At 73.1% G+C, this 21,136-nt stretch carries 18 protein-coding genes and 1 tRNA gene; 12 read left to right on the plus strand and 7 right to left on the minus strand.

Annotated elements, in window-relative coordinates; all coding sequences use genetic code 11:
• Nucleotides 1-96: 96 nt before the first annotated feature.
• Nucleotides 97-1,020: an ABC transporter substrate-binding protein gene (locus J3473_RS13085; protein WP_207024068.1), complete on the plus strand. Its 924-nt coding sequence runs from the start codon at nucleotides 97-99 to the stop codon at nucleotides 1,018-1,020.
• Between the two features lie 625 nt (nucleotides 1,021-1,645).
• Here J3473_RS13085 and J3473_RS19740 read toward each other — a convergent pair.
• The gene (locus J3473_RS19740; protein WP_207024070.1) at nucleotides 1,646-5,515 is read right to left on the minus strand and encodes a heterodisulfide reductase-related iron-sulfur binding cluster; all 3,870 of its coding nucleotides are present in this window, start codon (nucleotides 5,513-5,515) and stop codon (nucleotides 1,646-1,648) included.
• A gap of 208 nt (nucleotides 5,516-5,723) precedes the next feature.
• Here J3473_RS19740 and cysK point away from each other — a divergent pair, with 208 nt between their 5' ends.
• Complete coding sequence (gene cysK / locus J3473_RS13095; RefSeq protein ID WP_207024072.1) at nucleotides 5,724-6,653, plus strand: cysteine synthase A; 930 nt, start codon at nucleotides 5,724-5,726, stop codon at nucleotides 6,651-6,653.
• A 1-nt stretch (nucleotide 6,654) separates the two neighbouring features.
• A complete protein-coding gene (cysE, locus tag J3473_RS13100) occupies nucleotides 6,655-7,251 on the plus strand; it encodes a serine O-acetyltransferase (protein ID WP_207024074.1) in 597 nt (198 codons plus the stop codon).
• 31 nt (nucleotides 7,252-7,282) lie between these two features.
• Here cysE and J3473_RS13105 read toward each other — a convergent pair whose 3' ends face one another.
• From J3473_RS13105 to J3473_RS13125, 5 genes are all read right to left on the minus strand, one after another.
• Nucleotides 7,283-9,733 carry a CHAT domain-containing protein gene (locus tag J3473_RS13105; protein ID WP_207024076.1) on the minus strand — a complete coding sequence of 817 codons (2,451 nt, stop codon included), beginning with the start codon at nucleotides 9,731-9,733 and terminating at the stop codon, nucleotides 7,283-7,285.
• Between the two features lie 97 nt (nucleotides 9,734-9,830).
• Nucleotides 9,831-10,334 (minus strand): hypothetical protein, encoded by a 504-nt coding sequence (locus J3473_RS13110; RefSeq protein ID WP_030527013.1) that lies wholly within the window; start codon nucleotides 10,332-10,334, stop codon nucleotides 9,831-9,833.
• Nucleotides 10,331-10,921 carry an RNA polymerase sigma factor gene (locus J3473_RS13115; protein ID WP_036829067.1) on the minus strand — a complete coding sequence of 197 codons (591 nt, stop codon included), beginning with the start codon at nucleotides 10,919-10,921 and terminating at the stop codon, nucleotides 10,331-10,333. The genes J3473_RS13110 and J3473_RS13115 overlap by 4 nt, the downstream gene beginning before the upstream one ends.
• Nucleotides 10,921-12,525: a S8 family serine peptidase gene (locus J3473_RS13120; RefSeq protein ID WP_207024078.1), complete on the minus strand. Its 1,605-nt coding sequence runs from the start codon at nucleotides 12,523-12,525 to the stop codon at nucleotides 10,921-10,923. The genes J3473_RS13115 and J3473_RS13120 overlap by 1 nt, the downstream gene beginning before the upstream one ends.
• A gap of 503 nt (nucleotides 12,526-13,028) precedes the next feature.
• The gene (locus J3473_RS13125; protein WP_207024080.1) at nucleotides 13,029-13,394 is read right to left on the minus strand and encodes a protoporphyrinogen oxidase; all 366 of its coding nucleotides are present in this window, start codon (nucleotides 13,392-13,394) and stop codon (nucleotides 13,029-13,031) included.
• A 157-nt stretch (nucleotides 13,395-13,551) separates the two neighbouring features.
• Here J3473_RS13125 and J3473_RS13130 point away from each other — a divergent pair.
• From J3473_RS13130 to J3473_RS13145, 4 genes are all read left to right on the plus strand, one after another.
• Nucleotides 13,552-13,638, plus strand: a tRNA-Ser gene (locus J3473_RS13130).
• Between the two features lie 393 nt (nucleotides 13,639-14,031).
• On the plus strand, nucleotides 14,032-14,424 hold the full coding sequence (locus J3473_RS13135) for a cupin domain-containing protein (protein WP_242525853.1): 393 nt from the start codon (nucleotides 14,032-14,034) through the stop codon (nucleotides 14,422-14,424).
• On the plus strand, nucleotides 14,421-15,365 hold the full coding sequence (locus J3473_RS13140) for a DUF1206 domain-containing protein (RefSeq protein WP_207024081.1): 945 nt from the start codon (nucleotides 14,421-14,423) through the stop codon (nucleotides 15,363-15,365). The genes J3473_RS13135 and J3473_RS13140 overlap by 4 nt, the downstream gene beginning before the upstream one ends.
• A 32-nt stretch (nucleotides 15,366-15,397) precedes the next feature.
• Nucleotides 15,398-15,814: a GNAT family N-acetyltransferase gene (locus J3473_RS13145; RefSeq protein WP_207024083.1), complete on the plus strand. Its 417-nt coding sequence runs from the start codon at nucleotides 15,398-15,400 to the stop codon at nucleotides 15,812-15,814.
• Between the two features lie 30 nt (nucleotides 15,815-15,844).
• Here J3473_RS13145 and J3473_RS13150 read toward each other — a convergent pair whose 3' ends face one another.
• Nucleotides 15,845-16,843 (minus strand): LacI family DNA-binding transcriptional regulator, encoded by a 999-nt coding sequence (locus J3473_RS13150; RefSeq protein WP_242525854.1) that lies wholly within the window; start codon nucleotides 16,841-16,843, stop codon nucleotides 15,845-15,847.
• A 167-nt stretch (nucleotides 16,844-17,010) separates the two neighbouring features.
• Between J3473_RS13150 and J3473_RS13155 the strand changes: the two genes are divergently transcribed.
• From J3473_RS13155 to J3473_RS13175, 5 genes are all read left to right on the plus strand, one after another.
• Nucleotides 17,011-18,117 (plus strand): substrate-binding domain-containing protein, encoded by a 1,107-nt coding sequence (locus J3473_RS13155; RefSeq protein ID WP_030527005.1) that lies wholly within the window; start codon nucleotides 17,011-17,013, stop codon nucleotides 18,115-18,117.
• A 2-nt stretch (nucleotides 18,118-18,119) separates the two neighbouring features.
• A complete protein-coding gene (locus J3473_RS13160) occupies nucleotides 18,120-19,142 on the plus strand; it encodes an ABC transporter permease (RefSeq protein ID WP_030527004.1) in 1,023 nt (340 codons plus the stop codon).
• Nucleotides 19,143-19,200: 58 nt separating this feature from the next.
• Nucleotides 19,201-20,034 carry an ATP-binding cassette domain-containing protein gene (locus tag J3473_RS13165; protein WP_084696580.1) on the plus strand — a complete coding sequence of 278 codons (834 nt, stop codon included), beginning with the start codon at nucleotides 19,201-19,203 and terminating at the stop codon, nucleotides 20,032-20,034.
• A gap of 114 nt (nucleotides 20,035-20,148) precedes the next feature.
• Entirely contained in the window at nucleotides 20,149-20,541 is a 393-nt protein-coding gene (locus J3473_RS13170; RefSeq protein WP_207024085.1) for a universal stress protein, read from the plus strand.
• Nucleotides 20,542-20,745: 204 nt separating this feature from the next.
• Nucleotides 20,746-20,949 carry a cold-shock protein gene (locus J3473_RS13175; RefSeq protein ID WP_030527001.1) on the plus strand — a complete coding sequence of 68 codons (204 nt, stop codon included), beginning with the start codon at nucleotides 20,746-20,748 and terminating at the stop codon, nucleotides 20,947-20,949.
• The last annotated feature ends 187 nt before the right edge of the window (nucleotides 20,950-21,136 follow it).

A 21,136-nucleotide genomic window follows, 5' to 3' on the forward strand; every position in this document is an offset into this window, starting at 1 on the left:
CCGGACGCCACGAGCCGGCGTCCCCCATCCGTGCACCACCGACCACACACCGGCCCCGGCCACCGAGCCCGGCCACCACGAAAGGGACCGACCCCGATGAAGCGCAGAACCGTCCTCACCTCCGTCGCCGTCGCCGCCGCCCTCGGGCTGTCGGCCTGCGGTGGTGGCAGCGACCCGCTCGCCAGCGAGAGCCCGGCCGCCGGATCCTCCTCCGGCGGTGCCTCGTCCGGCTCGATCGTCGTCGGCGGCGCCGACTTCTCCGAGTCCACCGTCCTCGCCGAGGTCTACGCCGGCGCGCTGCGCGCCAAGGGCATCGACGCGTCGACCAAGACCAACATCGGGGCGCGCGAGATCTACCTGCGCGCGCTCGAGGACAACTCGGTGCAGGTCTTCCCCGAGTACACCGGCGCGCTCGCCGTGTACTACGACAAGGAGTACGCCGGCACCGACGCCGACGAGGTCTACGCCAAGGCCAAGGAGGTCGTCCCCGACACCCTGACCGTGCTCGACAAGTCCGCCGCCGAGGACGTCGACTCGCTCGCCGTCACGAAGGAGACGGCCGACTCGAAGAACCTCAAGACCATCGAGGACCTCAAGGCCGTCGCGGGCGACATGACCCTCGCGGCGCAGCCCGAGTTCAAGGAGCGCCCGCAGGGTGTCGTCGGCCTCGAGAAGGTCTACGGCGTGACGTTCGGCTCCTTCCGCCCGCTGACCGGTCAGGCCGTCCTCCAGGCGCTCGTCAACGGCCAGGCCGACGTCGCCAACATCTTCTCGACCGACCCCGGCATCGCGGCGAACAACCTCGTCGTGCTCGAGGACACCAAGCGCGTCTTCGGCTCGCAGAACATCGTCCCGCTCGTGCGCGCCGACAAGGCCGACGAGGTCAAGGACGCGCTCAACGCCGTCTCGGCCAAGCTGACGACCGACGCGGTGACGCAGATGCTCAAGCAGACCGACATCGACAAGAAGGACCCCAAGACCGTCGCCGAGGAGTTCCTCAAGAGCAACGGGCTGGGCTGAGCGAGCGTCCGCGGGGCGCGACCCCGTGGGTGAGTGACCATCCGCGGGGTCGCGACCCCGCAGGTGATCGACCGGGCCCCCGGTGACCGACCAGGTCACCGGGGGCCCGCTCGTCGTCCTGGGCCGGTGTGCGGCCTGCCCCGTCGCCCCGTCCGCCGCCTGCTCGCCGCCCGCCCCTTTCCCGACTTCTTGCGAGTTGAGCCGCTCGACACGTCGCTGGACGGCGTGTCGAGCGGCGGAAATCGCAATCAGTGGGGTGGTGAGGGCGACTTCTTGCGCATCCGCCACCTCGGAGGGGCCTCTGGGGCGCTTTTGAGGTGGCGGATGGGCAATCAGTCGGGATGGGTCGAGCCGGCGGTCAGTCCCAGGGGTCGGGCTCGTGACTGGCGTGGATGGATCGCGCGGCAAGTCACGCCGGGGGCGTGGCCTCTTACGACGTCGGCCTCATCCGACTTCTTGCGAGTTGAGCCGCTCGACATGCCGCGGGTGGGCGTGTCGAGCGGCTCAACTCGCAATGAGTGGGGTGGTGAGGGCGACTTCTTGCGCATCCGCCACCTCGGAGGGGCCTCTGGGGCGCTTCTGTGGTGGCGGATGGGCAATCAGTCGGGATGGGTCGAGCCGGCGGTCAGTCCCAGGGGTCGGGCTCGTCGAGGAGCGCTGCGTCGCCGCCGAACGACCCGGGGGCTGCGCCGGGCTTGCTCGCCGGCTTCTGTTCCTCGGTGGTCGGCGCCTCGTCCGTCGGCTGCTCGTCGGCCGGCTCCTCGACGGGCTCCGGCTCGTCGGCAGGCTCCGGTGTGGCGGACTGCTCGGTGTGCTCGGTCGGGTGCGGCTCCGCGACGGGTGCCGGGGCGTCGGTCGTCTCGTCGGTGGCCGCCGCATCCTCGGCGGGCTTCGCGTCGTCCGGCGACCAAGAGCTGTCGGGTGCGACATCGTCGACCGCGGTCGCCGGCGTCGCCTGAGCGACCGGGGCGTCGACCGGCTCGTCCCACGGGTCGGGCTCGTCGAGCAGTGATGCGTCGCCGCCGAACGAGCCGCTCGCCGGTGCCGCCGGTGCCTCTTCCGCGACGGGCTCCGCCTCGGGGGCCGGCTCCTCGTCCGCCTGCTGCACGGCGTCCGGCTCGGGGGCTGTGTCCGGCTCCGGCGCCGGAGCGTCAGTGGCAGGCGCCACCGAGTCGGCGGGCTCGTCCCAGGGGTCGACGTCGTCAGCGTCCGTGGCCGCAGCCTCGGGCTGGTCGGAAGTCGACACATTCGTCGACTCCTGCACGTCGGCGGCGGGCTCGTCCCAGGGGTCGACGTCGTCGATGTCCGTGGCCGCAGCCTCGGGCTGGTCGGAAGTCGACACATTCGTCGATTCCTGCACGTCGGCGGCGGGCTCGTCCCAGGGGTCGACGTCGTAGATGTCCGTGGTCGTCTCGGTGGCCTGGTCAGAAGTCGACACATTCGTCGGTTCCTGCACAAGCTGCGTGGCGGGCGCGGCGGCGGGCTCGTCCCAGGGGTCGACGTCGTCAGCGTCCGGGGTCGACGCGGTGGCCTGGTCGGAAGTCGACGCAGTCGTCGGTTCCAGCACGTGGGCGGCGGGCTCGTCCCACGGGTCGACCTCGTCGGTCGAGGCGGCGGCATCGGCCTTGGCCTTCTCCTCGGACGGCTCGCCCTGCGAGCGGCCGGGTGCCGGGTCCGCAACGGCAGCGGGCTCGTCCCACGGGTCGGGCTCGGAGCCGTCGACGACGGCCTCCGCCGTCTCGGAGTCCACCGCGACCTCGGGCTCCGCGGCGCGCTCGGACGTGGCCGGCGCGGCGGGCTGGTCGTCCCAGGGGTCAGCCTCGTCCTGTTCGGGAGTCGACACATTCGTCGATTCCTGCACGGGCTGCGCAGCGTCGGGGCTGGGTGCAGGCGTGGGCTGGTCGTCCCAGGGGTCGCTGTCCTCCTGGTCAGGAGTCGACACGTTCGTCGGTTCCTGGACGGGCGCGGCGTCAGCAGCCGGGGCGGGGGCGGTCTCGGGCTCGGTGACGGTGGCCGCAGCAGCAGCGGTCGCCGCAGCGGCAGGCGCCGTGACCTCCGGCGCGGCCGACGTGGCCTCCGCCTCGACTGCGGCCTCGGGCGACTCCTGGCCCCGGCGGACGGCCGCGAGCAGCATCTGCGCGACGTCGACGACCTCGACCTCCTCGCCGACGCCCTGCGCCTGCTTGGCGGTCAGCCCGTCCGAGATCATCACCCGGCAGAACGGGCAGCCGATGGCGATGCGCTCCGCGCCGGTGGCCAGGGCCTCGTCGGTGCGGTTGGTGTTGATGCGGGTGCCGAGCTTCTCCTCCATCCACATGCGCGCGCCGCCGGCGCCGCAGCAGAACGACTTCTCGCCGTGCCGCGGCATCTCGCGCAGCTCGACCCCGGGGAGGGCGCCGATGAGCTCGCGCGGCGGGGCGTAGACGTCGTTGTGCCGACCGAGGTAGCAGGGGTCGTGGTAGGTGACGGACGGCGCGGTCGAGGCGGCGTTCTTCGCCGACGACATGCCGGGCGCCTCGTCGGGACGGGCGACCGGGACGAGCTTCTTCTCGCGCACCAGCCGGTTGAGCAGCTGCGTGTGGTGGACGACCTCGTAGCTCCCGCCCAGCTGCGGGTACTCGTTCTTGATCGTGTTGAAGCAGTGGGCGCAGGTGACGACGACCTTGGTCACGCCGAACTCGCCGAAGGTCTCGACGTTCTGCGCGGCGAGGGTCTGGAACAGCAGCTCGTTGCCGGCGCGGCGGGCGGAGTCGCCGGTGCACGTCTCGCCGTCACCGAGGACGGCGAACGAGACGCCGGCGGTGTCGAGGAGCTCGGCGACGGCGCGTGTGGTCTTCTTCGCGCGGTCCTCGTAGGCGCCGGCGCAGCCGACCCAGAAGAGCCACTCGACGTCCGAGGCCTTCTCGACGTCCTGGCCGAGGATCTTGACGTCGAACGGCAGGTCCTTGGCCCAGTCCAGGCGCGCCCGGGCGCCCATGCCCCACGGGTTGCCCTTGCCCTCGAGGTTCTTGAACAGGCCCCCGAGCTCCTGCGGGAACGCCGACTCGATGAGGGTCGCGTACCGGCGCATGTCGATGATGTGGTCGACGTGCTCGATGTCGACCGGGCACTGCTCGACGCAGGCGCCGCACGTCGTGCACGACCAGAGCACGTCCTGGTCGATGACGGCGTCGGGGCCGTGCGGGTTGTACGCGGTCAGCGGGGCCGTGGGGTCGTAGCCGGTGTCGCCGACGAGGGCCATCGAGGTCCAGTCGACGACGTCGACCGAGCCGGCGGGCTCGATGCCGTCGGTCGGGACGGTCGCGGCCGCACTCGCGACGGAGGCCATCGCCTTCTCCTGGTCACCGTCCGCGGCCGAGAGCGCGCGCAGGTACGGGGCCTTGGCGTCCGCGTGGTCACGCAGTGTCATCATGAGCAGCTTGGGGGAGAGGGGCTTCTCGGTGTTCCACGCGGGGCACTGCGACTGGCAGCGGCCGCACTCGGTGCAGGTCGAGAAGTCGAGCAGCCCCTTCCACGTGAAGTCCTCGACCTGGCCGACGCCGAGGACGTCGCCCTCCTCCATCTCCTCCATCGCCTCGATGTCGAACGGCTTGCCGCCGACCGTCATCGGCTTGGCCGGGCCGAGCGCGGTGCGGCCGGACGACTCGCGCTTGAACCAGATGTTCGGGAAGGCCAGGAAGCGGTGCCAGGCGACGCCCATCGTCGGCTGGAGCGCGATGGTGATCATCCACGCGAACGAGATGAGGATCTTGACGGTCGCGACGACCTGCACCCAGGCGGCGAGCCCCGCCGGTGTGGTGCCCGACCACCAGCCGGCCATCCAGCCGGTCAGCGGGAAGTGGGCGACCAGCGAGGTGTCGGGCTCGAAGCGCTGCACCATCGCCGCCTCGAGCCCGCGCAGCAGGAGGATGCAGAACGTGACGAAGAGGATGGTCAGCTCGACGTAGTAGGCCTGCCAGAAGGTCGAGCCGTAGAACCGCGAGAACCGCCCGCCCTCACCGCGCGCCCGCCGCGGGTGGTTCTTCTGGCGGATGGCCATGAGCACGACGATGCCGACGAGCCCGCCCCACGCGAAGACCTCGACGAGCCACTCGAACGGGGCGAAGTGGCCGAGGACCGGCAGCCGGTAGTCGGGCTGGACGAGCTGGAAGAACGCGTTGACGAGCGTCGTGAAGAGGATGATGAACGCCAGCGCGGTGAACCAGTGCGCCGCCGCGACGACCTTGAGCCGCGACATCCGGGTGTGCCCGAGGAACTCCTTGGCCAGCGTCCAGGTACGGGCCGCCGGCGCGTCGGTGCGCGAGCCGTCGGGCTGCCCGAGGCGGTAGAGCGTGACGAACCGCCCCACCTGCCGGAAGAGCAGCGCCCACCCGATCGTCGGGACGACGAGGCAGAGGACGATGGCGACGACCTGCAGGGCGGTGACCCCGCCGAACCGGTCGTCGAACGACGGGATGACGTCGCTGGCCAGGGCGGGCGCGAGGGCAGCAGGCATGCGGGTCAGCGTACCCGTGGGTAAGCAAGCGCTCACCGGTCTGTGACGACCGTCAACAGGGCCCGGACAGCCCCGAGAGCTCGTTGTCCGACCGGATAACGGCGTGTTGGAATACGCATAACGACTCCGGGGTTGGCCCGGAGAGCAGGCTCGACGCGCCGCATCCCCGGATCCCGGGGCCGGCGCCCACCGACAGAGAGGCGACCCGATGCCCATCCTCGACGACGTGACCCAGGCCGTCGGCAACACCCCGCTCGTCCGGCTCAACCGGATCATCGACGGGGACGCCACGGTCGCGGCGAAGCTGGAGTTCTACAACCCGGCGAGCTCGGTCAAGGACCGCATCGGGGTGGCCATCATCGACGCCGCCGAGGCCTCGGGCCAGCTCGAGCCCGGCGGCACGATCGTCGAGGCCACCTCCGGCAACACCGGCATCGCGCTCGCGATGGTCGGTGCCGCGCGCGGCTACAAGGTCGTCCTCGCGATGCCCGAGTCGATGAGCAAGGAGCGTCGCGCCCTCCTGCGCGCCTACGGCGCCGAGCTCGTCCTCACCGACCCCTCGACCGGGATGAAGGGCGCGGTCGCCAAGGCCGACGAGATCGTCGCCGAGCGAGAGGGGGCCGTCCTCGCCCGGCAGTTCGCCAACGCCGCGAACCCCGAGGTGCACCGTCGCACGACCGCCGAGGAGATCTGGAAGGACACCGACGGCGCCGTCGACATCGTCGTGGCCGGCATCGGCACCGGTGGCACGATCACCGGCGTCGGCGAGGTCCTCAAGTCCCGCAAGCCGGACGTCCAGATCATCGCGGTGGAGCCGGAGGAGTCCCCGATCCTCAACGGGGGCCAGCCCGGCCCGCACAAGATCCAGGGCATCGGCGCGAACTTCGTCCCCGAGATCCTCAACACCGAGGTCTACGACGAGGTCATCGACGTCAACGCCCAGACCTCCGTCGAGTGGGCCCGCCGGGCCGCGACCGAGGAGGGCCTGCTCGTCGGGCTGTCGTCCGGCGCCGCCCTCGCCGCCGCCAACCAGGTCGCGAGCCGCCCCGAGAACGCCGGCAAGACGATCGTCGTCATCATCCCGAGCTTCGGCGAGCGCTACCTCTCGACGATCCTGTTCGAGGGTCTCGTCGACTGACATGTCCCTCCTCCAGCAGGCGCGCGCCGCGGTCCGGGAGGACCTCGATGCGGCGATGCGGCGCGACCCCGCCGCAGAGACGCGGACCGACGTGGCCCTGAACTCCCCCGGGCTGCACGCGATCTGGTCCTACCGGCTCGCGCACCGGTTGTGGCAGAAGGGTCCCCAGTGGCGCCCGCTCGCGCGCCTGCTGTCGACGGCCACCCGCGCGGTGACTGGCGTCGAGATCCACCCCGGAGCCCGCATCGGCCGGCGCTTCTTCATCGACCACGGGATGGGCGTCGTCATCGGTGCCACCGCCGTCGTCGGGGACGACGTGATGCTCTACCACGGGGTCACCCTGGGCGGTCGGTCGCTGGCGCGCGGCACGAAGCGGCACCCGACCTTGGGCGACCGCGTCGTCGTCGGCGCCGGTGCCCGGATCCTCGGCGACATCGGGATCGGGGACGACGCGCAGATCGGCGCCAACTCGGTCGTCGTCAAGGACGTCCCCGCGGGCGCCGTCGCCACCGGCGTGCCGGCGCGCGTTCGCGTGCCCCAGCTGCCCGGCGAGGACCCCTACGACGCGCTGTTCGCCGAGCCGGCCATCTTCATCTGACCTGCGCGAGAGCCTTTCTGGTCACGCGAGATCATGGCGTCGCCCGCCACTCCGAACCGTAGAGACAGAACACCCCGGCTCCGGGGTGGTCGACCACGACCTCGGCCCACGCCAGCCCGGCGTCGACCCCCGCCGCGATGCGCCGGTGGTGCGCGACCATCGCGTCGTGGGCCACGTCGTCCGCGACCGGGGCGACGGCGGCGAGCACGCTCGTCGCGCCGAGCGAGAGCAGGGCGATGGCCAGCCCGAGCGGCTCGTCGCCCGGACGGGTCGAGAACTGCCCGACGTCGCAGGCCGACAGCGCGACGTGCTCGGCGGCCACGGGCCGCGGGAACTCGTGGGCGAAGACGGGGCCGTCGGCCATCCGCACCGACGAGAAGAGCGGGCTCTGGCCCTGGTGCAGGCCGTGGGCCGCGAGGTGCACGACCCGCGCCGATCCCAGGGCGTCGAGCACGTCCGCACTGGAGGCCGGCCGCTCGGCGACCTCCCCGGCGACGCCCCAGGCCCCGGCGACGGCCCGGATCTCCGGGAGGGTGCGCGCCAGCCCCGGCCCGTAGAGGGCGGCGACGGGGGTCGTCGGCCGTGCCGAGGCCGCGCGGGCGGGACCCCGCACCCAGCGGGTCAGGCTCGGCGCCACCGTGACCGGTCGACCGCGCAGGCTGGGCATGAGGCTCCACGGCATCCCGGCGAGGGTGCGTGACGGCACGACGACGACCCGGTGCTCGTCGGCGCCACCGGGGTTGAGGAGAGTGTCGGCCGCCGCGAGCGACGAGACCGTCGCGCGCTCGAGGACGGCGGCCATGGGCGACCCGGGGGCGATCGTCGCCCGGGCGCGCAGGTCGCGCCGCAGCCGCGTGACCGCCTCGACGACCGCGGCCACCGGCCCGACGTGCACGACCTCGGCCCCGGATGCGCGGAGCACCACCTGGTGCAGCTCGCCGGCGGACTCGAAGAACTCGACGACCGTCGTGCCGTCGTCGAGGGCTGCGCGGGCCTCGTCGGCATCCACGGGATGGACCGCACCGCTCGCCGTCCCGTCGAGGGCGAGGCTCCACTCCCGCTGTGCGACACGGGTCTCGAGCTCGTCGACCCGGGGGGTCAGCGTCGCTGCCTGGTCGCCGTCACTGTCGGCGAGCAGCTGCCGCAGGCGGCGCAGCTCGCGCGTGGCCTCGGCGAGGTCGGGGTCGTCCGGGTCGGTGACGGGGTTGATGCGGTGCGAGATCGCCCGCCAGCGCTCGACCGTCGCGAGCACCTCGTCGGCGGGGTCCTCGGCGAGGGCGCGCTCGGTGTCGAGGGCCGCGAGCCGCCGGCCGTGGAGGGCCAGGGCGGCGCGCACGTCGAGGCTGGCCGACTGGACCTGGTGCGCCGCGAGGACGCGGTTGCCGTCCTCGAGCCGTGCCCGGGCCTGCGGGCCCCGGCCGCGGGCGAGGTCGAGGCGCGCCCGGACGAGCACCTCGTGGAGGGTCGCGGCCAGAGACGGCTCGCCGCCGTCCCCGAGCGCCTCGAGCCGCTGCTCGGCCCCGTCGGCGTCGCCGAGCAGCAGGCGGGCCTCGGCCTCCAGCCGGACGGCCTCGCGGCCCGAGGTGCCGAGCCCCGGGGCGCCGGGCTCGCCGGCCCCGTGCTCGGTGTGCCGGACGAGCCGCTCGACGACGGCCGGCAGGTCACGCCCCTCGGCGACGTCGACGCCCGCCCGCAGCAGCTCGGCCTCGCGCACGAGGTCGTCGGCCTGCCGGGCGCGGTAGGCGGCGGTGGCGTCGCGGATCCGGTCGCGTGCCCGCTCGAGGTCGCCGACGAGCAGGTCGCAGCGTGCGAGGCGCAGGCTGATCTCCCCCTCCTCGAGGCGGTGGGCGGAGGAGTGGGCCGTCGAGAGCGCGGCCTCGAGCTCGGACCGTGCCCCATCGACGAGCCCCGCGGCGAGGAGCACCTCGGCGTGGTCGAGGCGGGCCCGGTCGCGCGCGACCGCGACGTCCATCGCGTCGGCCTCGCGCATGAGGGTGAGGGCGCGGGGCAGGTCGCCGTCGACGAACGCGACGACCGCCCGGTTGTGCCGGGCCTTGAACTCGAGCTCCGGGTAGCCGTTGGCGACCGCGATGTCGCGGGCGAGGTCGAAGTTCTCGGCGGCGTCCTCCGAGCGGCCGACGCCGAGCCAGGCCTGCCCGAGGTTGAGGTGGTAGGCCCACCGCTGGGCGGGCTCGAGCCCGGAGCCCTCGACGTCGACCGCCAGCAGCGCCTCGACGCACGACGGCCACGCGCCGACGCGTCCGTGGAGCGTGCCCTCCTGGATGTGGGTGAGCGCGACGAGCAACGGGTCGTCGAGCTCGAGCGCCTCGGCCCGCGCGGCGTGCAGCGTCCGCAGCGCCGGCTGGATGCCGTCCGCCTCGAGCTCCGACCACGCCCGCGTGATGCGGATGCGGACCCGCAGCCAGCGGGCCCCGTGGTCGGAGCGACCCTCCAGCAGGCCGAGGGCCTGGTCGAGCCGCACGGCGGCAGAGGCGAACTCACCGATCTCGTTGTCGGCGCGCGCAGCATCGAGCAGCCCCCCCGCAGACTGCAGCGGGTCGCGCTCGATGGCTCCTCCTCTAGAGGTCGATGGCCGGTGTGATGACCGGCGGCGCGTCCGGTCGCCCGCGTCGCCGCAGGACGAAGTTCACCAGACCGCGCTCGACCCCCGCAAAGGTGAACCGCCCGTCGGGATCGGTGGCCGCGGTGCGGGTCCGGCTGCGCTCGCGCAGCTCGACGTCGACCTCGCCCTCGCTGGCCCAGCCGACGACGTCGACCCGCCCGGGGCCGGCCGGCTCGAGGCTGACCATGACGCTCAGGCCGTCGCTGGCGAAGGTCACGGTGTCAGCCCGGTCGTAGTCGGCGCCGCGCACGCTCGTCAGGGCCTCGGCGTCGGAGACGATGCGGGCCACCTCGGCCTCGAGCGAGGCGACGGTCATCGCGAAGGTGATGCGCTCGACGAGGCCGGACGGCACGGGGTCGAGCGCGTCGTGGGCGGCGCGGACGGCGGCGAGGACGCGCACGTCCGTGGCGTCGACCGGCTCGCCGGCCAGGCGCTCCTCGTGGTCGGGTGCAGGGTTCATGAGGTCATCTCCCAACGGGGATCGGAGGTCAGGGCGGCGCGCAGCTTCGCGAGACACCGGCCCCGGGTCGGGCCGATCGACCCGACCGGCATCCCGAGGGCGTCGGCCACCCCCGCGTAGTCGGGTCGGTCGGCGTACGCGATGGCGCGCAAGAGGGTCTGGCAGCGGTCGGACAACAGGTGGAAGTGCTCCCAGACGACGCGCTGCTCGTCGTGCGCGAGGACGGCGTCCTCGGGGGAGGGGGCGGTGTGGTCGGGCTCGGCCTCGCGCACGTCGTCGTGGGCGTCGGGTTCCTCGCGGTGCCCGCGCGAGCGCAGCCGCCACGAGTCACGGCGCGTCGTCGTGAGCAGCCACTTGAGGACCGAGCGGGGGTCGTCGACCGACCCCGCGTGCTGGACGAGCTTGAGCCAGGTGTTCTGGACGACGTCCTCGGCGGCCTGGTGGTCGAGCCCCGACTGGCGCGCCACGGCCCACAGGAGGGGCGTGACCTCGCCGACGAGCAGGGTCATCCCCGAGCCGTCGCCGTCGCGGAACGTCTCGAACGCGGCGGCCGCCCGGACGGCGAGGCCGTCGGCGTCGGTGTGCATCACGGTGCTCCTCCCAGGGCCTTGGCGACCGCCTCCGCCACCGACCCGCAGGCCTTCGTGGCGAGCAGCTGCGAGATGCCGCCGGCGCAGCACGGGGCGGCGAACGAGGTGCCGCTCCAGACACCGAAGCCGGTGGCGTAGCAGTCGGGGTCGGGGGTCTCGCGGGCCGGCGACCCGTCTCTCGCGGGCACCGCGAGGTCACCGCGCAGCGACCCCTCGAGCGTCGTCGGCATCGTGCTGACGACGGCCACGCCGGGGTGCCAGTGGGTGACCCACTCGCCGGTGTTCGAGAACGTCGCCGCGGCCTTGCCCGTCGGGTTGAGGGCACCGACCGCGGCCACCGGGATGGTGCGGTTCGGGTTCTGCGAGAGGGCGGCCGGCCAGAAGTGCTCCGTGGTGGAGCCGTTGCCGGCGGCGGCGACGACCGCCACGCCGTCCTCGGCGAGCGTCGCGATGACGCGGAAGAGGGCGTCCTCGTCCGAGACCGTGTCCGGGCGCTCGTGGTAGTAGCCCATCGAGAGGTTGACGACGCTGAGCGGCTCGTGGTCGACCCGGCCCTCCTGGGCGGCCCAGTGGTAGAGCGCCAGCAGGCCGAGCGCCTCGACGACGTCCTGCTCGTCGGCCGCGCCGTCGCCGTACATGACGGGGACGACGACGAGGCGCGCGTCGGGGCACTGCTGCCGGATGACGCCCGCGACGAAGGTGCCGTGGCCCGCGAGGGCATCGAGGGTGCCGTTGACGGTGTCGACGGTGACACCGCGGCCCTCGGGGTCCCGGTCGGGCGCGAAGCGCAGGCCGATGGTCTGCCCGGCGACGGTCGGGTCGCGGTCGACGAGCGGTGAGCCGTCGAACCACGGGTGGGAGCCGAGGCCGGTGTCGAGGACGGCGACGACGGGCGACGGGCCGCCGGTGGGCTGCGGTGCGTCGACGTGGAGCTGGACGGGCCCGCGCCCGGCGGCGACGCCCGGCGCCCCCACGCCGCCCATGTAGCCGACCCCGCCCATGTACCCGACACCGCCCATGTACCCGACACCGCCCATGTACCCGACACCACCCATGTAGCCGACGCCGCCCATGTACCCGACGCCACCCATGTAGCCGACGCCCTCGAGGCCGCTCGACATCATCACGTGGTTGAGGCTGAATCCGGCGGCGGCCTTGCGGTCGACGCCGCGGGCGCGCTGGACGACGTCCCAGGCGGTCAGCGGCGCGCCGACGCGGCCGGGGTTGGGGCGCAGCTCCACGAGGCGGTGGGTCGAGCGGCCGAGGCGCTCGGCGTAGCCCAGCTCCTGCGCGGCGGCGGCGACGCGGCTCGGGAGCACGTCGACCTGGAAGTCCATCTCCTCGCCGATCCGGCGCAGCAGCTGCAGCGGTCCCTCGTCGAGCTGCTCGTCGGTGAGCCCCGGGACGAACAGACGGTGCGGGACGTACGCGACCGCGCGCGGTGCCGGCTCGTCCCCGACGCGCGTGGCGGTGCGGGGGTCGAGGACCGTCGCACCGAAGCGGCGCAGGGCCGTCTCGGGCACCGCGAAGACCGGCGGGACGGGTGGCCGGGGTGGGCGGCCGTCGTCGTTGGTCGGGCGGTCGGGGTCCTTGCCGTCCATGGCTGCTCCTGGGGGAACCGGGCCGGATGGGGTGTCCGCGCCGGTCCAGCGTAGTGAGGATCGTCAACGCTGAGAAGGAGCCGACGAGGGCCGGGGTGATACCTCCGACCGTGTGACGTGGATCTCGTCGTCGAGGACGTATCAGGAGGGCCGGTCGGTGCTCCTGACGCACGTGAGCCCCCTCGGGCCACGACGATCGGGTCCCGCTGGGGAGCTGCCCCGGTCGCCGTGACCCGGGGCCGGTCCGCCGCCCGAGGTGGTGGACCGGCGGTCCCCGGGGCTGACCGGGCGGACGGTCCACGTGGCCGGCCGACCGAGCGGGGCCGACGGCCCCGGTGCCTCACCGCCCGGACCTGCGGTGTCGTACCGGTCGGAGGAACCGCGCACCCGGGGGACCGGTCACGCCGAACGGCGCCCGCAGGGGGGCGCCACCGGGTGCTTCCAGAGGGCGCCCGGACGGTGTGGCCGGTCTCCCACCGGCGGTCCGGGCCGCGGAGGGGCGGTCAGTCGGGGGTGCCGGGGGCCCGGGTCGCGGCCGCCCACGCGTCCGCGTGCTCGGCCTGCTCGGAGCGCAGGGGCGCCCCGTCGCTGGTCGGGTGACCGTTGGGGGCGATGGCCTCCGAGGCGACCGTGCGACCCTGCCGCAGCCGCTCGCCCGTGGCGCGCGCGGCGTCGGCGACGAGGTCGGCGACCACCGGCGCGGCCTTGGTGCGCGCGGCCTCCTTGGCCTGCGCGACCTGCTTCTGCACCGGCCCGGAGTTCCACACCCTGCTCGAGGTGCGACGGATCTGCTCGTAGCGCTGCGTCCCCGCCTTGGCCCCGAGGACGTAGCCCGCGGCCAGCCCGGCCATGAAGGTCAGCTTGCCCATGAGGGCTCCTCTCGTCGGCCTCCGACCTTACCCATGGCCCGGTGGCGCCACGCAGCCGCGCACCGGGCGGATGCCGAGCGCCCGCGCCCCGCGCGAGCCGCAGCCCGGGCGAGCCCTACGCTGGGCGGGCGGTCCGGGCGTGATGCCCCGGGCCGTTGGAGGGCTCGCATAGTGGCCTAGTGCGGCGGTCTTGAAAACCGCTATGGCGGCAACGTCATCGTGGGTTCGAATCCCACGCCCTCCGCGCGGCTCAGCCCGCGAGCCCGCGAGCGGCGGAGGCCGCGGAGGACCGGGGATGACGGGGAGGCCCGCGCCGAGGGACGAGGCGCGAGCCGGAGTCCCACGCCCGTGCCCTCCCGACATATTGCGAGTTGAGCCGCTCGACACGCCGCTGGAGGGCGTGTCGAGCGGCGGAACTCGCAAGAAGTGGGAGATCGGGCGCGACTGATTGCCCATCTGCCACGTCCCGAGGGCCTCTGCGGGCGCGAGGAGGTGGCGGATGGGCAGGAAGTCGGCCTGGGTGTCATTCGACTGATTGCGAGTTGAGCCGGTCGACACGCCGCTGGAGGGCGTGTCGAGCGGCGGAACTCGCAAGAAGTCGGCTGGGTCGGGGGAGCGGGGTGGCTACCGTGGGTGGGTGGACCACCAGCCGGTGCGCGTCGTGACCGACGCCGAGCTCGTCGACGCCGACCCGACCTCGGGGATGCTGCGCCGGCGGGCCTTCGAGGTGCCGGGGCTGTGGGCCGGCCAGGTCGTCACCGAGCCGGGCGCGGTCTCGGGGTGGCACCACCACGACAGCAACAGCAGCGTCCTCTACGTCGTCCGCGGCGTGCTGCGCCTGGAGTGCGAAGGCGTCGAGGGATGGGTCGACGCCGTGCCGGGCAGCTACGTGCAGGTGCCGGCGTTCACCGTCCACCGCGAGTCCAACCCCGGGCGCGAGCCGTCGCTGGCGGTCATCGCCCGCGCCGGGACGGGCATCCCCACGGTCAACGTCGACGAGGCGCCGCCGCCCCACCGGGGACGCGGGTGAGCGCGACGCCGACCCCGCCGGGCGGCACGGCGGTGCCCGACGACACAGATCCGCTCGAGCACGTGCGGGGGGCCGCCGCCGACCTGGCCGCGCCGGTCGTCGACGCGGCCCACGACGCCTTCGAGGCGGTCGCGGAGACCGCGCACCAGGTGGCCGAGGTGACCGCGCAGGCCGCGGAGGTCGCCGAGACCCACGCCGCGGTGAGCACCGGTGCGCGCCTGGGGTTCTTCCTCGACGGCCTGCTCCACGCCGCGATGGGGTGGGCCGGCCTGCAGATCGTCTGGCTCGGGCACAGCCGCAGCACCGCCGACGAGTCGGGCGCGCTCACCTCGATCGCGACATCGCTCGGCGGGCGGGCCGTCCTGTGGGTCGGGGTCGTCGGCTTCGCGGTCGTCACCGTCTGGAACCTCGCCCGCGCCCTGACCGGCCGCCACTGCCACACCCGGCTCAAGCGGCTCGAGCACGCCGCCGACGGCATCGCGTACGCGACGGTGGCCTGGGCGGCCGCCGCCTTCGCCATCGGTGCGGGGCAGACGAGCCGGGACTCGACGGTCGGCATCACGCGCACCCTCCTCGCGCTGCCCGGCGGCGTGCTCCTCGTCGTCGGCACCGGCATCGCGGTCGCCGGGGTCGGCGCCTTCAGCATCTGGTCGGGCCTCTCGCGCGACTTCCTCGTCGACCTCGCGCGCCGGCCGGGCCGGTTGCTCGTGCTCGTCGGCATCGTCGGGTTCGTCGCCCGCGGCGTCGCGTTCGGCATCGTCGGGCTGCTCTTCGTCATCGCCGCGTGGACGCACGACGTCAGTGCCTCCACCGGCATCGACGGCGCGCTGCGCTTCCTCCAGGACGCCCCGGCCGGCCGCTACGCGCTCGCGGTCGTCTCGCTCGGGCTCGTCGCCTTCGGCGTCTACCTGATGACCCGCGCCCGCCACCTCCTGCGCTGACGCGCGCCGCGTCCATCGGCGAGGATGGCCGGATGCGCCTGACGACCGGGACCGCCGACGCCGCCCTCGACCAGCGGCTCTCCGACGAGCTGGACCGCGTGAACGCCGCCGCGACACCGGGACTCGCCCCGGCGGAGGAGCTGACCGTCCGCGTCACCGACGACGACGGCGAGCTCGTGGCCGGCGTCTCCGGCTGGACCTGGGGCGTCGCCGCAGGCATCGGGATGACCTGGGTGCGCGAGGACGAGCGGGGCACCGGCGTGGGCCGCAGGCTGCTCGACGCGTTCGAGGACGAGGCGCGCCGGCGCGGCTGCGCGCACGTCTACGTCACGTCGTTCACGTTCCAGGCGCCGGCGTTCTACCAGGGCGCCGGCTACCGCGAGCTCTTCCGCTGGGACGACGTGCCGGCGCGCGGCACCGCGGACGTCCACCTGCGCAAGGACCTCTGACGAGCCGAACAGCCTGTGCCGCAACCGCCCTCAGGCGCGCGGCGGGATCTCCCCGGAGCCGCGGCTGACGAGCGTCGGGTCGACGACGAGGTGCTGCGGCGGTGAGGTGTCGCCACCGATGCGCGCGAAGAGCCGCTCCGCGACGAGCCGGCCGATCTTCGTCACGTCCTGGCGGACGACGGTGAGCGGCGGGTCGAGGAGGTCGGCCAGCGGGAAGTCGTCGAAGCCGACGAGCGCGACCTCGTGGTGCACGCCGCGCTCGCGCAGCGCCCGGACGGCCCCGGACGCGAGGATGTTCCGGCCCGCGAAGACCGCGGTCGGCGGGTCGTCGAGGTCGAGGAGCCGGTGCACGACCTCGCTCGCCTCGTCGGTGGAGGCGACGCCGTCGACGACGAGCCGCGGGTCGGGGCGCAGGCCGCGGTCGGTGTGCGCGGCGGTGAAGCCCTCGCGCCGCAGCTGCGCGGTCGTCAGGGTCGGGAGGTGGAACAGCGCGGCGATGCGTCGATGGCCACGGTCGAGCAGGTGCTCCGCGGCCATCCGACCCCCGAGGAGGTTGTCGATGACGACCGAGTCGACGTCGACCCCCCGCGGCGGCCGGTCGACGAAGACCGCCGGTGTGCCGGTGCGCAGCTCGGCGACGAGGTAGTCCTGCCGGTCGCTCGCCGGCATGAGGACGAGGCCGTCGACGCGGCGCGTCACGAGGTCGTGGACGAGCTCCTGCTCGCGGTCGACCCCCTCGTCGAGGCTCGCCGCGAGGACGCCGGTGCGGTGCGAGCGGGCGGCGTCCTCGAGCGAGCGGAGGAGCCCGGCGGAGAACGAGTTGGACACGTCCTGGACGAGGGCGCCGATGAGCCCGGAGCGTGCACCGGTGCGCCGGAGGTTGCTCGCGGCGAGGTTGGGCCGGTAGTCGAGGCGCTGTACCGCGGCGGTGACACGCTCGCGGACGTCGGGGGAGACGCCCGCCTCCTCGTTGACGACGCGCGACACCGTCTTGAGGCTCACCCCCGCCAGGGCCGCGACGTCACGCATCGTCGCTCGGGGGCGACTCTCTCCTGACAACGATGTCACGGCCATGTCACAAGGTGTAGCCCATCTCTTGACCTCGGCGCAAGCAGCGGGTACAACTGTGGCCTGACAACGTTGTCACCCGGCAGCGTCGTTCGGTCCAGCCCAGCACTCAAAGGAGAGTCACGGACATGCAGCTCCGTCAGATCCCCACGACGCGCACCGCCCGCCGTGCCGTCGTCTCGGCCGCGATCGTCGGCCTCGCCCTCACCAGCACCGCGTGCAACCGCGGCAGCGACGCCGACACCGGCTCCGGTGGGGAGGCCGCCGTCGGCGTCACCCTCATCACCAAGGACTCCACCAACCCGTTCTTCGTCGCCATGCAGAAGGGCGCGCAGGCCGACGCGAGCAAGAACAACGTCAAGCTCACCGTCGCCTCCGGCAAGCAGGAGGGTGACGACCAGGGCCAGATCACGGCCATCGAGGACGCGATCGCCCGCGGCGACAAGGGCATCCTCATCACCCCGATGTCCACCGGCGTCAACGCGGCGATCAAGAAGGCCCGCGACGCCGGCCTCTACGTCATCGCCCTCGACACCCCGCCGGACCCGGCCGACACCGTCGACATCACCTTCGCCACCGACAACCGCTCGGCCGGCAAGCTCGACGGCCAGTGGGCCGCCGCCACGCTCGACGGCAAGCCCGCCGTCATCGCGCTGCTCGACCTCTTCGACGACAAGATCGTCTCGGTCGACTACAACCGCGACCAGGGCTTCCTCGAGGGCATGGGCATCGACGTCGCCGACGGCAAGAAGAACGGCGACGAGGCCCCCACCGGTAAGTACACCGGCGGCAAGGGCGGCGACTACACGATCGTCTGCAACGAGGCCAGCAACGGCGCCGAGGACGGCGGCCGCACCGCGATGGAGAAGTGCCTCGCGAAGAACCCGAACATCAACCTCGTCTACACGATCAACGAGCCGGCCGCCGTCGGCGCCAACGCCGCCCTCAAGGCCGCGGGCACCCAGGCGACCATCGTCTCGGTCGACGGTGGCTGCGCCGGCGTCAACTCCGTCAAGGAGGGCGTCATCGGCGCCACCGCCCAGCAGTACCCGCTGAAGATGGCGACCCTCGGCATGGAGGCGATCGCCAAGATCGCCCGTGGTGGCGAGAAGCCGAAGACCACCGAGGGTCTCGACTTCTTCGACACCGGCGTCGCGCTCGTCACCGACAAGCCGGTCGACGGGGTCGAGAGCATCGACTCGACCAAGGGCTCCGAGATCTGCTGGGGCAACTGAGCATGAGCTCCACCACCGGTTCTGCTGCCGCCGAGTTCGCTCGGCGGCAGCAGTCGCCCCTCCAGCGCGTGCAGGGCCTCCTGCACAAGCGGCCGTGGCTCAGTCCGCTGTTCCTGCTGTTCGTGGCGTTCCTCGCCTTCTTCGTCGCGACCCCGACGTTCCTGACGCCGAGCTCGATGGGGATCCTGCTGCAGCAGACCGCGGTCGTCGCCGCGCTGGCGGTCGGCCAGACCATCGTCATCCTCACCGCGGGCATCGACCTCTCGGTCGGCGCGATCATGGTGCTCTCGATGATGGTCATGGCCTCCCTCGCCCGTGACGGCGGGATGCCCGGTCTCCTCGCGCTGCTCATCGGCGTGGCCCTCGCGACGCTCGCCGGCCTCGTCAACGGCCTGCTCGTCACGCGGATCAACCTGCCGCCGTTCATCGTCACGCTGGGCACCCTGAGCATCTTCACGGCCATCGCGCTGCTCTACTCGGGAGGCGAGAGCATCCAGGCCGAGCACCTGCCGCGGCTGCTCAACTTCCTCGGTGAGGGCTTCGGGATCGGGTCCTTCCGGCTCACGTGGGGGATCGTCGTCGTCGTCCTCATGTACGCGGTGATGGCGTTCGTGCTGTCGCAGACCGCCTGGGGGCGCTACGTCTACGCCGTCGGCGACGACGCCGAGTCCTCGCGGCTCTCCGGCGTCCCGAGCCGGCGCATCCTCCTCGGCGTCTACACCGTGGCCGGGCTCATCTACGGCCTCGCGGCGTGGATCCTCATCGGCCGGGCCGGCGCCGCCACCCCGAACGCGGTGCCGGACGCGAACCTCGCGTCGATCACCGCGGTCGTCATCGGCGGCACGAGCCTCTTCGGCGGCCGGGGCCGGCTCATCGGCACCCTCATCGGCGCGCTCATCGTCCAGACGTTCTCGTTCGGGCTCTCGCAGCTCGGCGTGAACCAGCAGTGGCGCTACCTCGCGACCGGTGTGCTCGTCGTCGTCGCGGTCGCCATCGACCAGTGGATCCGGAAGGTCAAGGCATGAGGATCACCCCAGAAAGTTCTCCGCTCCTTCGTCGCTCCGATACTTTCCGGGGACCCCGATGAGCACCATCGACAAGCTCCCGCTCACGGTCGACCACATCCCCGAGGACCGTCGGCACATCTACGACGCCGAGCCGATCCTCTCCGCCCGCGACCTCGTCATCACCTTCGGGCGCGTCGTCGGCCTCGACGGCGTGAGCCTCGACCTCTACCGGGGCGAGGTGCTCGCGGTCATCGGCGACAACGGCGCCGGCAAGTCGACGCTCATCAAGTGCCTCACCGGGGCGTACCTGCCGGACTCCGGCCAGCTGCGGCTCGACGGCAAGGACGTCGCCTTCCGACGGCCGCAGGACGCCCGCGAGGCCGGCATCGAGACGGTCTACCAGCAGCTGGCCGTCATCCCCGCCCTCGACATCGCGAGCAACCTGTACCTGGGTCGCGAGGAGCGCCGCAAGGGCATCCTCGGCTCGGTGTTCCGGATGCTCGACAAGGGCGGCATGGAGAAGCGCGCCGGCAAGTCGGTCCAGGACCTCGGCATCCAGACGATCCAGAACATGGGTCAGGCCGTCGAGACGCTCTCCGGTGGGCAGCGTCAGGCAGTCGCCGTCGCCCGGGCCGCGGCGTTCGGGTCCAAGGTCGTCGTCCTCGACGAGCCGACGGCCGCGCTCGGCGTCAAGGAGTCGGGGATGGTCCTCGACATGGTCAAGCAGCTGCGCGACAGCGGCCTGGCCGTCATCCTCATCAGCCACAACATGCCGCACGTGTGGGACGTCGCCGACCGCATCCACATCCAGCGGCTCGGGGGCTGCGCCGGTGTCATCACGCCGCAGTCGCACGACATGGGAGAGGGCGTCGCGATCATGACCGGCGCCAAGACGCTCTCCCGGTCCTGATCGCGTGGCGCCGCACCTGTACCTGTCACCAGGTGCGGCGCCACGTCCCAGGTGGCGGGCCCGCCGGATGACGCCGTGTGCCTCGGGTTCCCTTCTGCGCGAACCGGACCGGCGATGACCATCGTCGTGGGCTACGTCCCGCGCAGCGACGGGCTCGCCGCCCTCGAGGCCGCGCTCGCCGAGGCCGCACGGCGTGACGAGCCGCTCGTCGTCGTCAACGCCGGCGCCGACGCGGACCCCCGCGGCACGGGCCGCGCACAGCGTCGCGACATCGAGGCGATGTGCGCCGACCTCGCCCGCCGCGGGGTGCCCGTCGAGGTGCGCCAGCCGGCCCGCGGCCTCGCCCCCGCCGACGAGCTGCTCGAGGCGGTCCGCGCCTGCGGGGCGCGGCTGCTCGTCGTCGGCCTGCGCGACGGGGGACGCCCGGGGTCCGGCGACACGACGGTCGTCCGGCTGCTCGCCGAGGCCGAGTGCGACGTCCTCGTCAGCCGCTTCGTGCGGGGCTGAGCGGCCTGCGCTCCCGGTCCGTGGACGCGGGCGCCGCGGACCCCGCGCGGCGTGGCGCGCTCTGCTAGTTTCGTGACCGGTTGCAGCAACAGCAGTACCTCGAAGGTCGAACCATCCTCGCGCCACAGGGGGCTGGAGTCGCATCCACGGCCGGTGCGCAGTGTGCCGGGCGAGTGACACACAGGAAAAGGAAGTACCCCCCACATGGCACAGGGCACCGTGAAGTGGTTCAACGCCGAGAAGGGCTTTGGTTTCATCGCCCAGGACGGTGGCGGCCCCGACGTGTTCGTTCACTACTCCGCCATCGACACCCAGGGCTACCGCAGCCTGGACGAGAACCAGAAGGTCGAGTACGAGGTCACCCAGGGCCCCAAGGGCCCGCAGGCCGAGCAGGTCCGCCCGATCTGACGCCGGTCTCCTCCGACTGACGACGACCCCGCCCGGGTGCACCGGGCGGGGTCGTCCGCGTCCGGGCCCGGCTGTCGCCCCGTCCGCCGCGGTCGAGGGCGCAGACGGTCGCCGGGGCGACCACTCGCGCACTCGACTCCGGGCAGATGTCGTGAACGCTCGAGTCGAGGGCGCAGACGGTCGCCGG

Origin of the sequence: Phycicoccus sp. DTK01, from assembly GCF_017312765.1 — a bacterium.
Classification (GTDB): Bacteria; Actinomycetota; Actinomycetes; order Actinomycetales; family Dermatophilaceae; genus Phycicoccus; species Phycicoccus jejuensis.

Bases quoted from the DNA above. Each gene is read 5' to 3' on its own strand.
- J3473_RS13085 (WP_207024068.1), top strand. From the start codon at position 97: ATGAAGCGCAGAACCGTCCTCACCTCCGTCGCCGTCGCCGCCGCCCTC.
- J3473_RS19740 (WP_207024070.1), bottom strand. From the start codon at position 5,515: ATGCCTGCTGCCCTCGCGCCCGCCCTGGCCAGCGACGTCATCCCGTCG.
- cysK (WP_207024072.1), top strand. From the start codon at position 5,724: ATGCCCATCCTCGACGACGTGACCCAGGCCGTCGGCAACACCCCGCTC.
- cysE (WP_207024074.1), top strand. From the start codon at position 6,655: ATGTCCCTCCTCCAGCAGGCGCGCGCCGCGGTCCGGGAGGACCTCGAT.
- J3473_RS13110 (WP_030527013.1), bottom strand. From the start codon at position 10,334: ATGAACCCTGCACCCGACCACGAGGAGCGCCTGGCCGGCGAGCCGGTC.
- J3473_RS13115 (WP_036829067.1), bottom strand. From the start codon at position 10,921: ATGCACACCGACGCCGACGGCCTCGCCGTCCGGGCGGCCGCCGCGTTC.
- J3473_RS13120 (WP_207024078.1), bottom strand. From the start codon at position 12,525: ATGGACGGCAAGGACCCCGACCGCCCGACCAACGACGACGGCCGCCCA.
- J3473_RS13125 (WP_207024080.1), bottom strand. From the start codon at position 13,394: ATGGGCAAGCTGACCTTCATGGCCGGGCTGGCCGCGGGCTACGTCCTC.
- J3473_RS13145 (WP_207024083.1), top strand. From the start codon at position 15,398: ATGCGCCTGACGACCGGGACCGCCGACGCCGCCCTCGACCAGCGGCTC.
- J3473_RS13150 (WP_242525854.1), bottom strand. From the start codon at position 16,843: ATGCGTGACGTCGCGGCCCTGGCGGGGGTGAGCCTCAAGACGGTGTCG.
- J3473_RS13155 (WP_030527005.1), top strand. From the start codon at position 17,011: ATGCAGCTCCGTCAGATCCCCACGACGCGCACCGCCCGCCGTGCCGTC.
- J3473_RS13160 (WP_030527004.1), top strand. From the start codon at position 18,120: ATGAGCTCCACCACCGGTTCTGCTGCCGCCGAGTTCGCTCGGCGGCAG.
- J3473_RS13165 (WP_084696580.1), top strand. From the start codon at position 19,201: ATGAGCACCATCGACAAGCTCCCGCTCACGGTCGACCACATCCCCGAG.
- J3473_RS13170 (WP_207024085.1), top strand. From the start codon at position 20,149: ATGACCATCGTCGTGGGCTACGTCCCGCGCAGCGACGGGCTCGCCGCC.
- J3473_RS13175 (WP_030527001.1), top strand. From the start codon at position 20,746: ATGGCACAGGGCACCGTGAAGTGGTTCAACGCCGAGAAGGGCTTTGGT.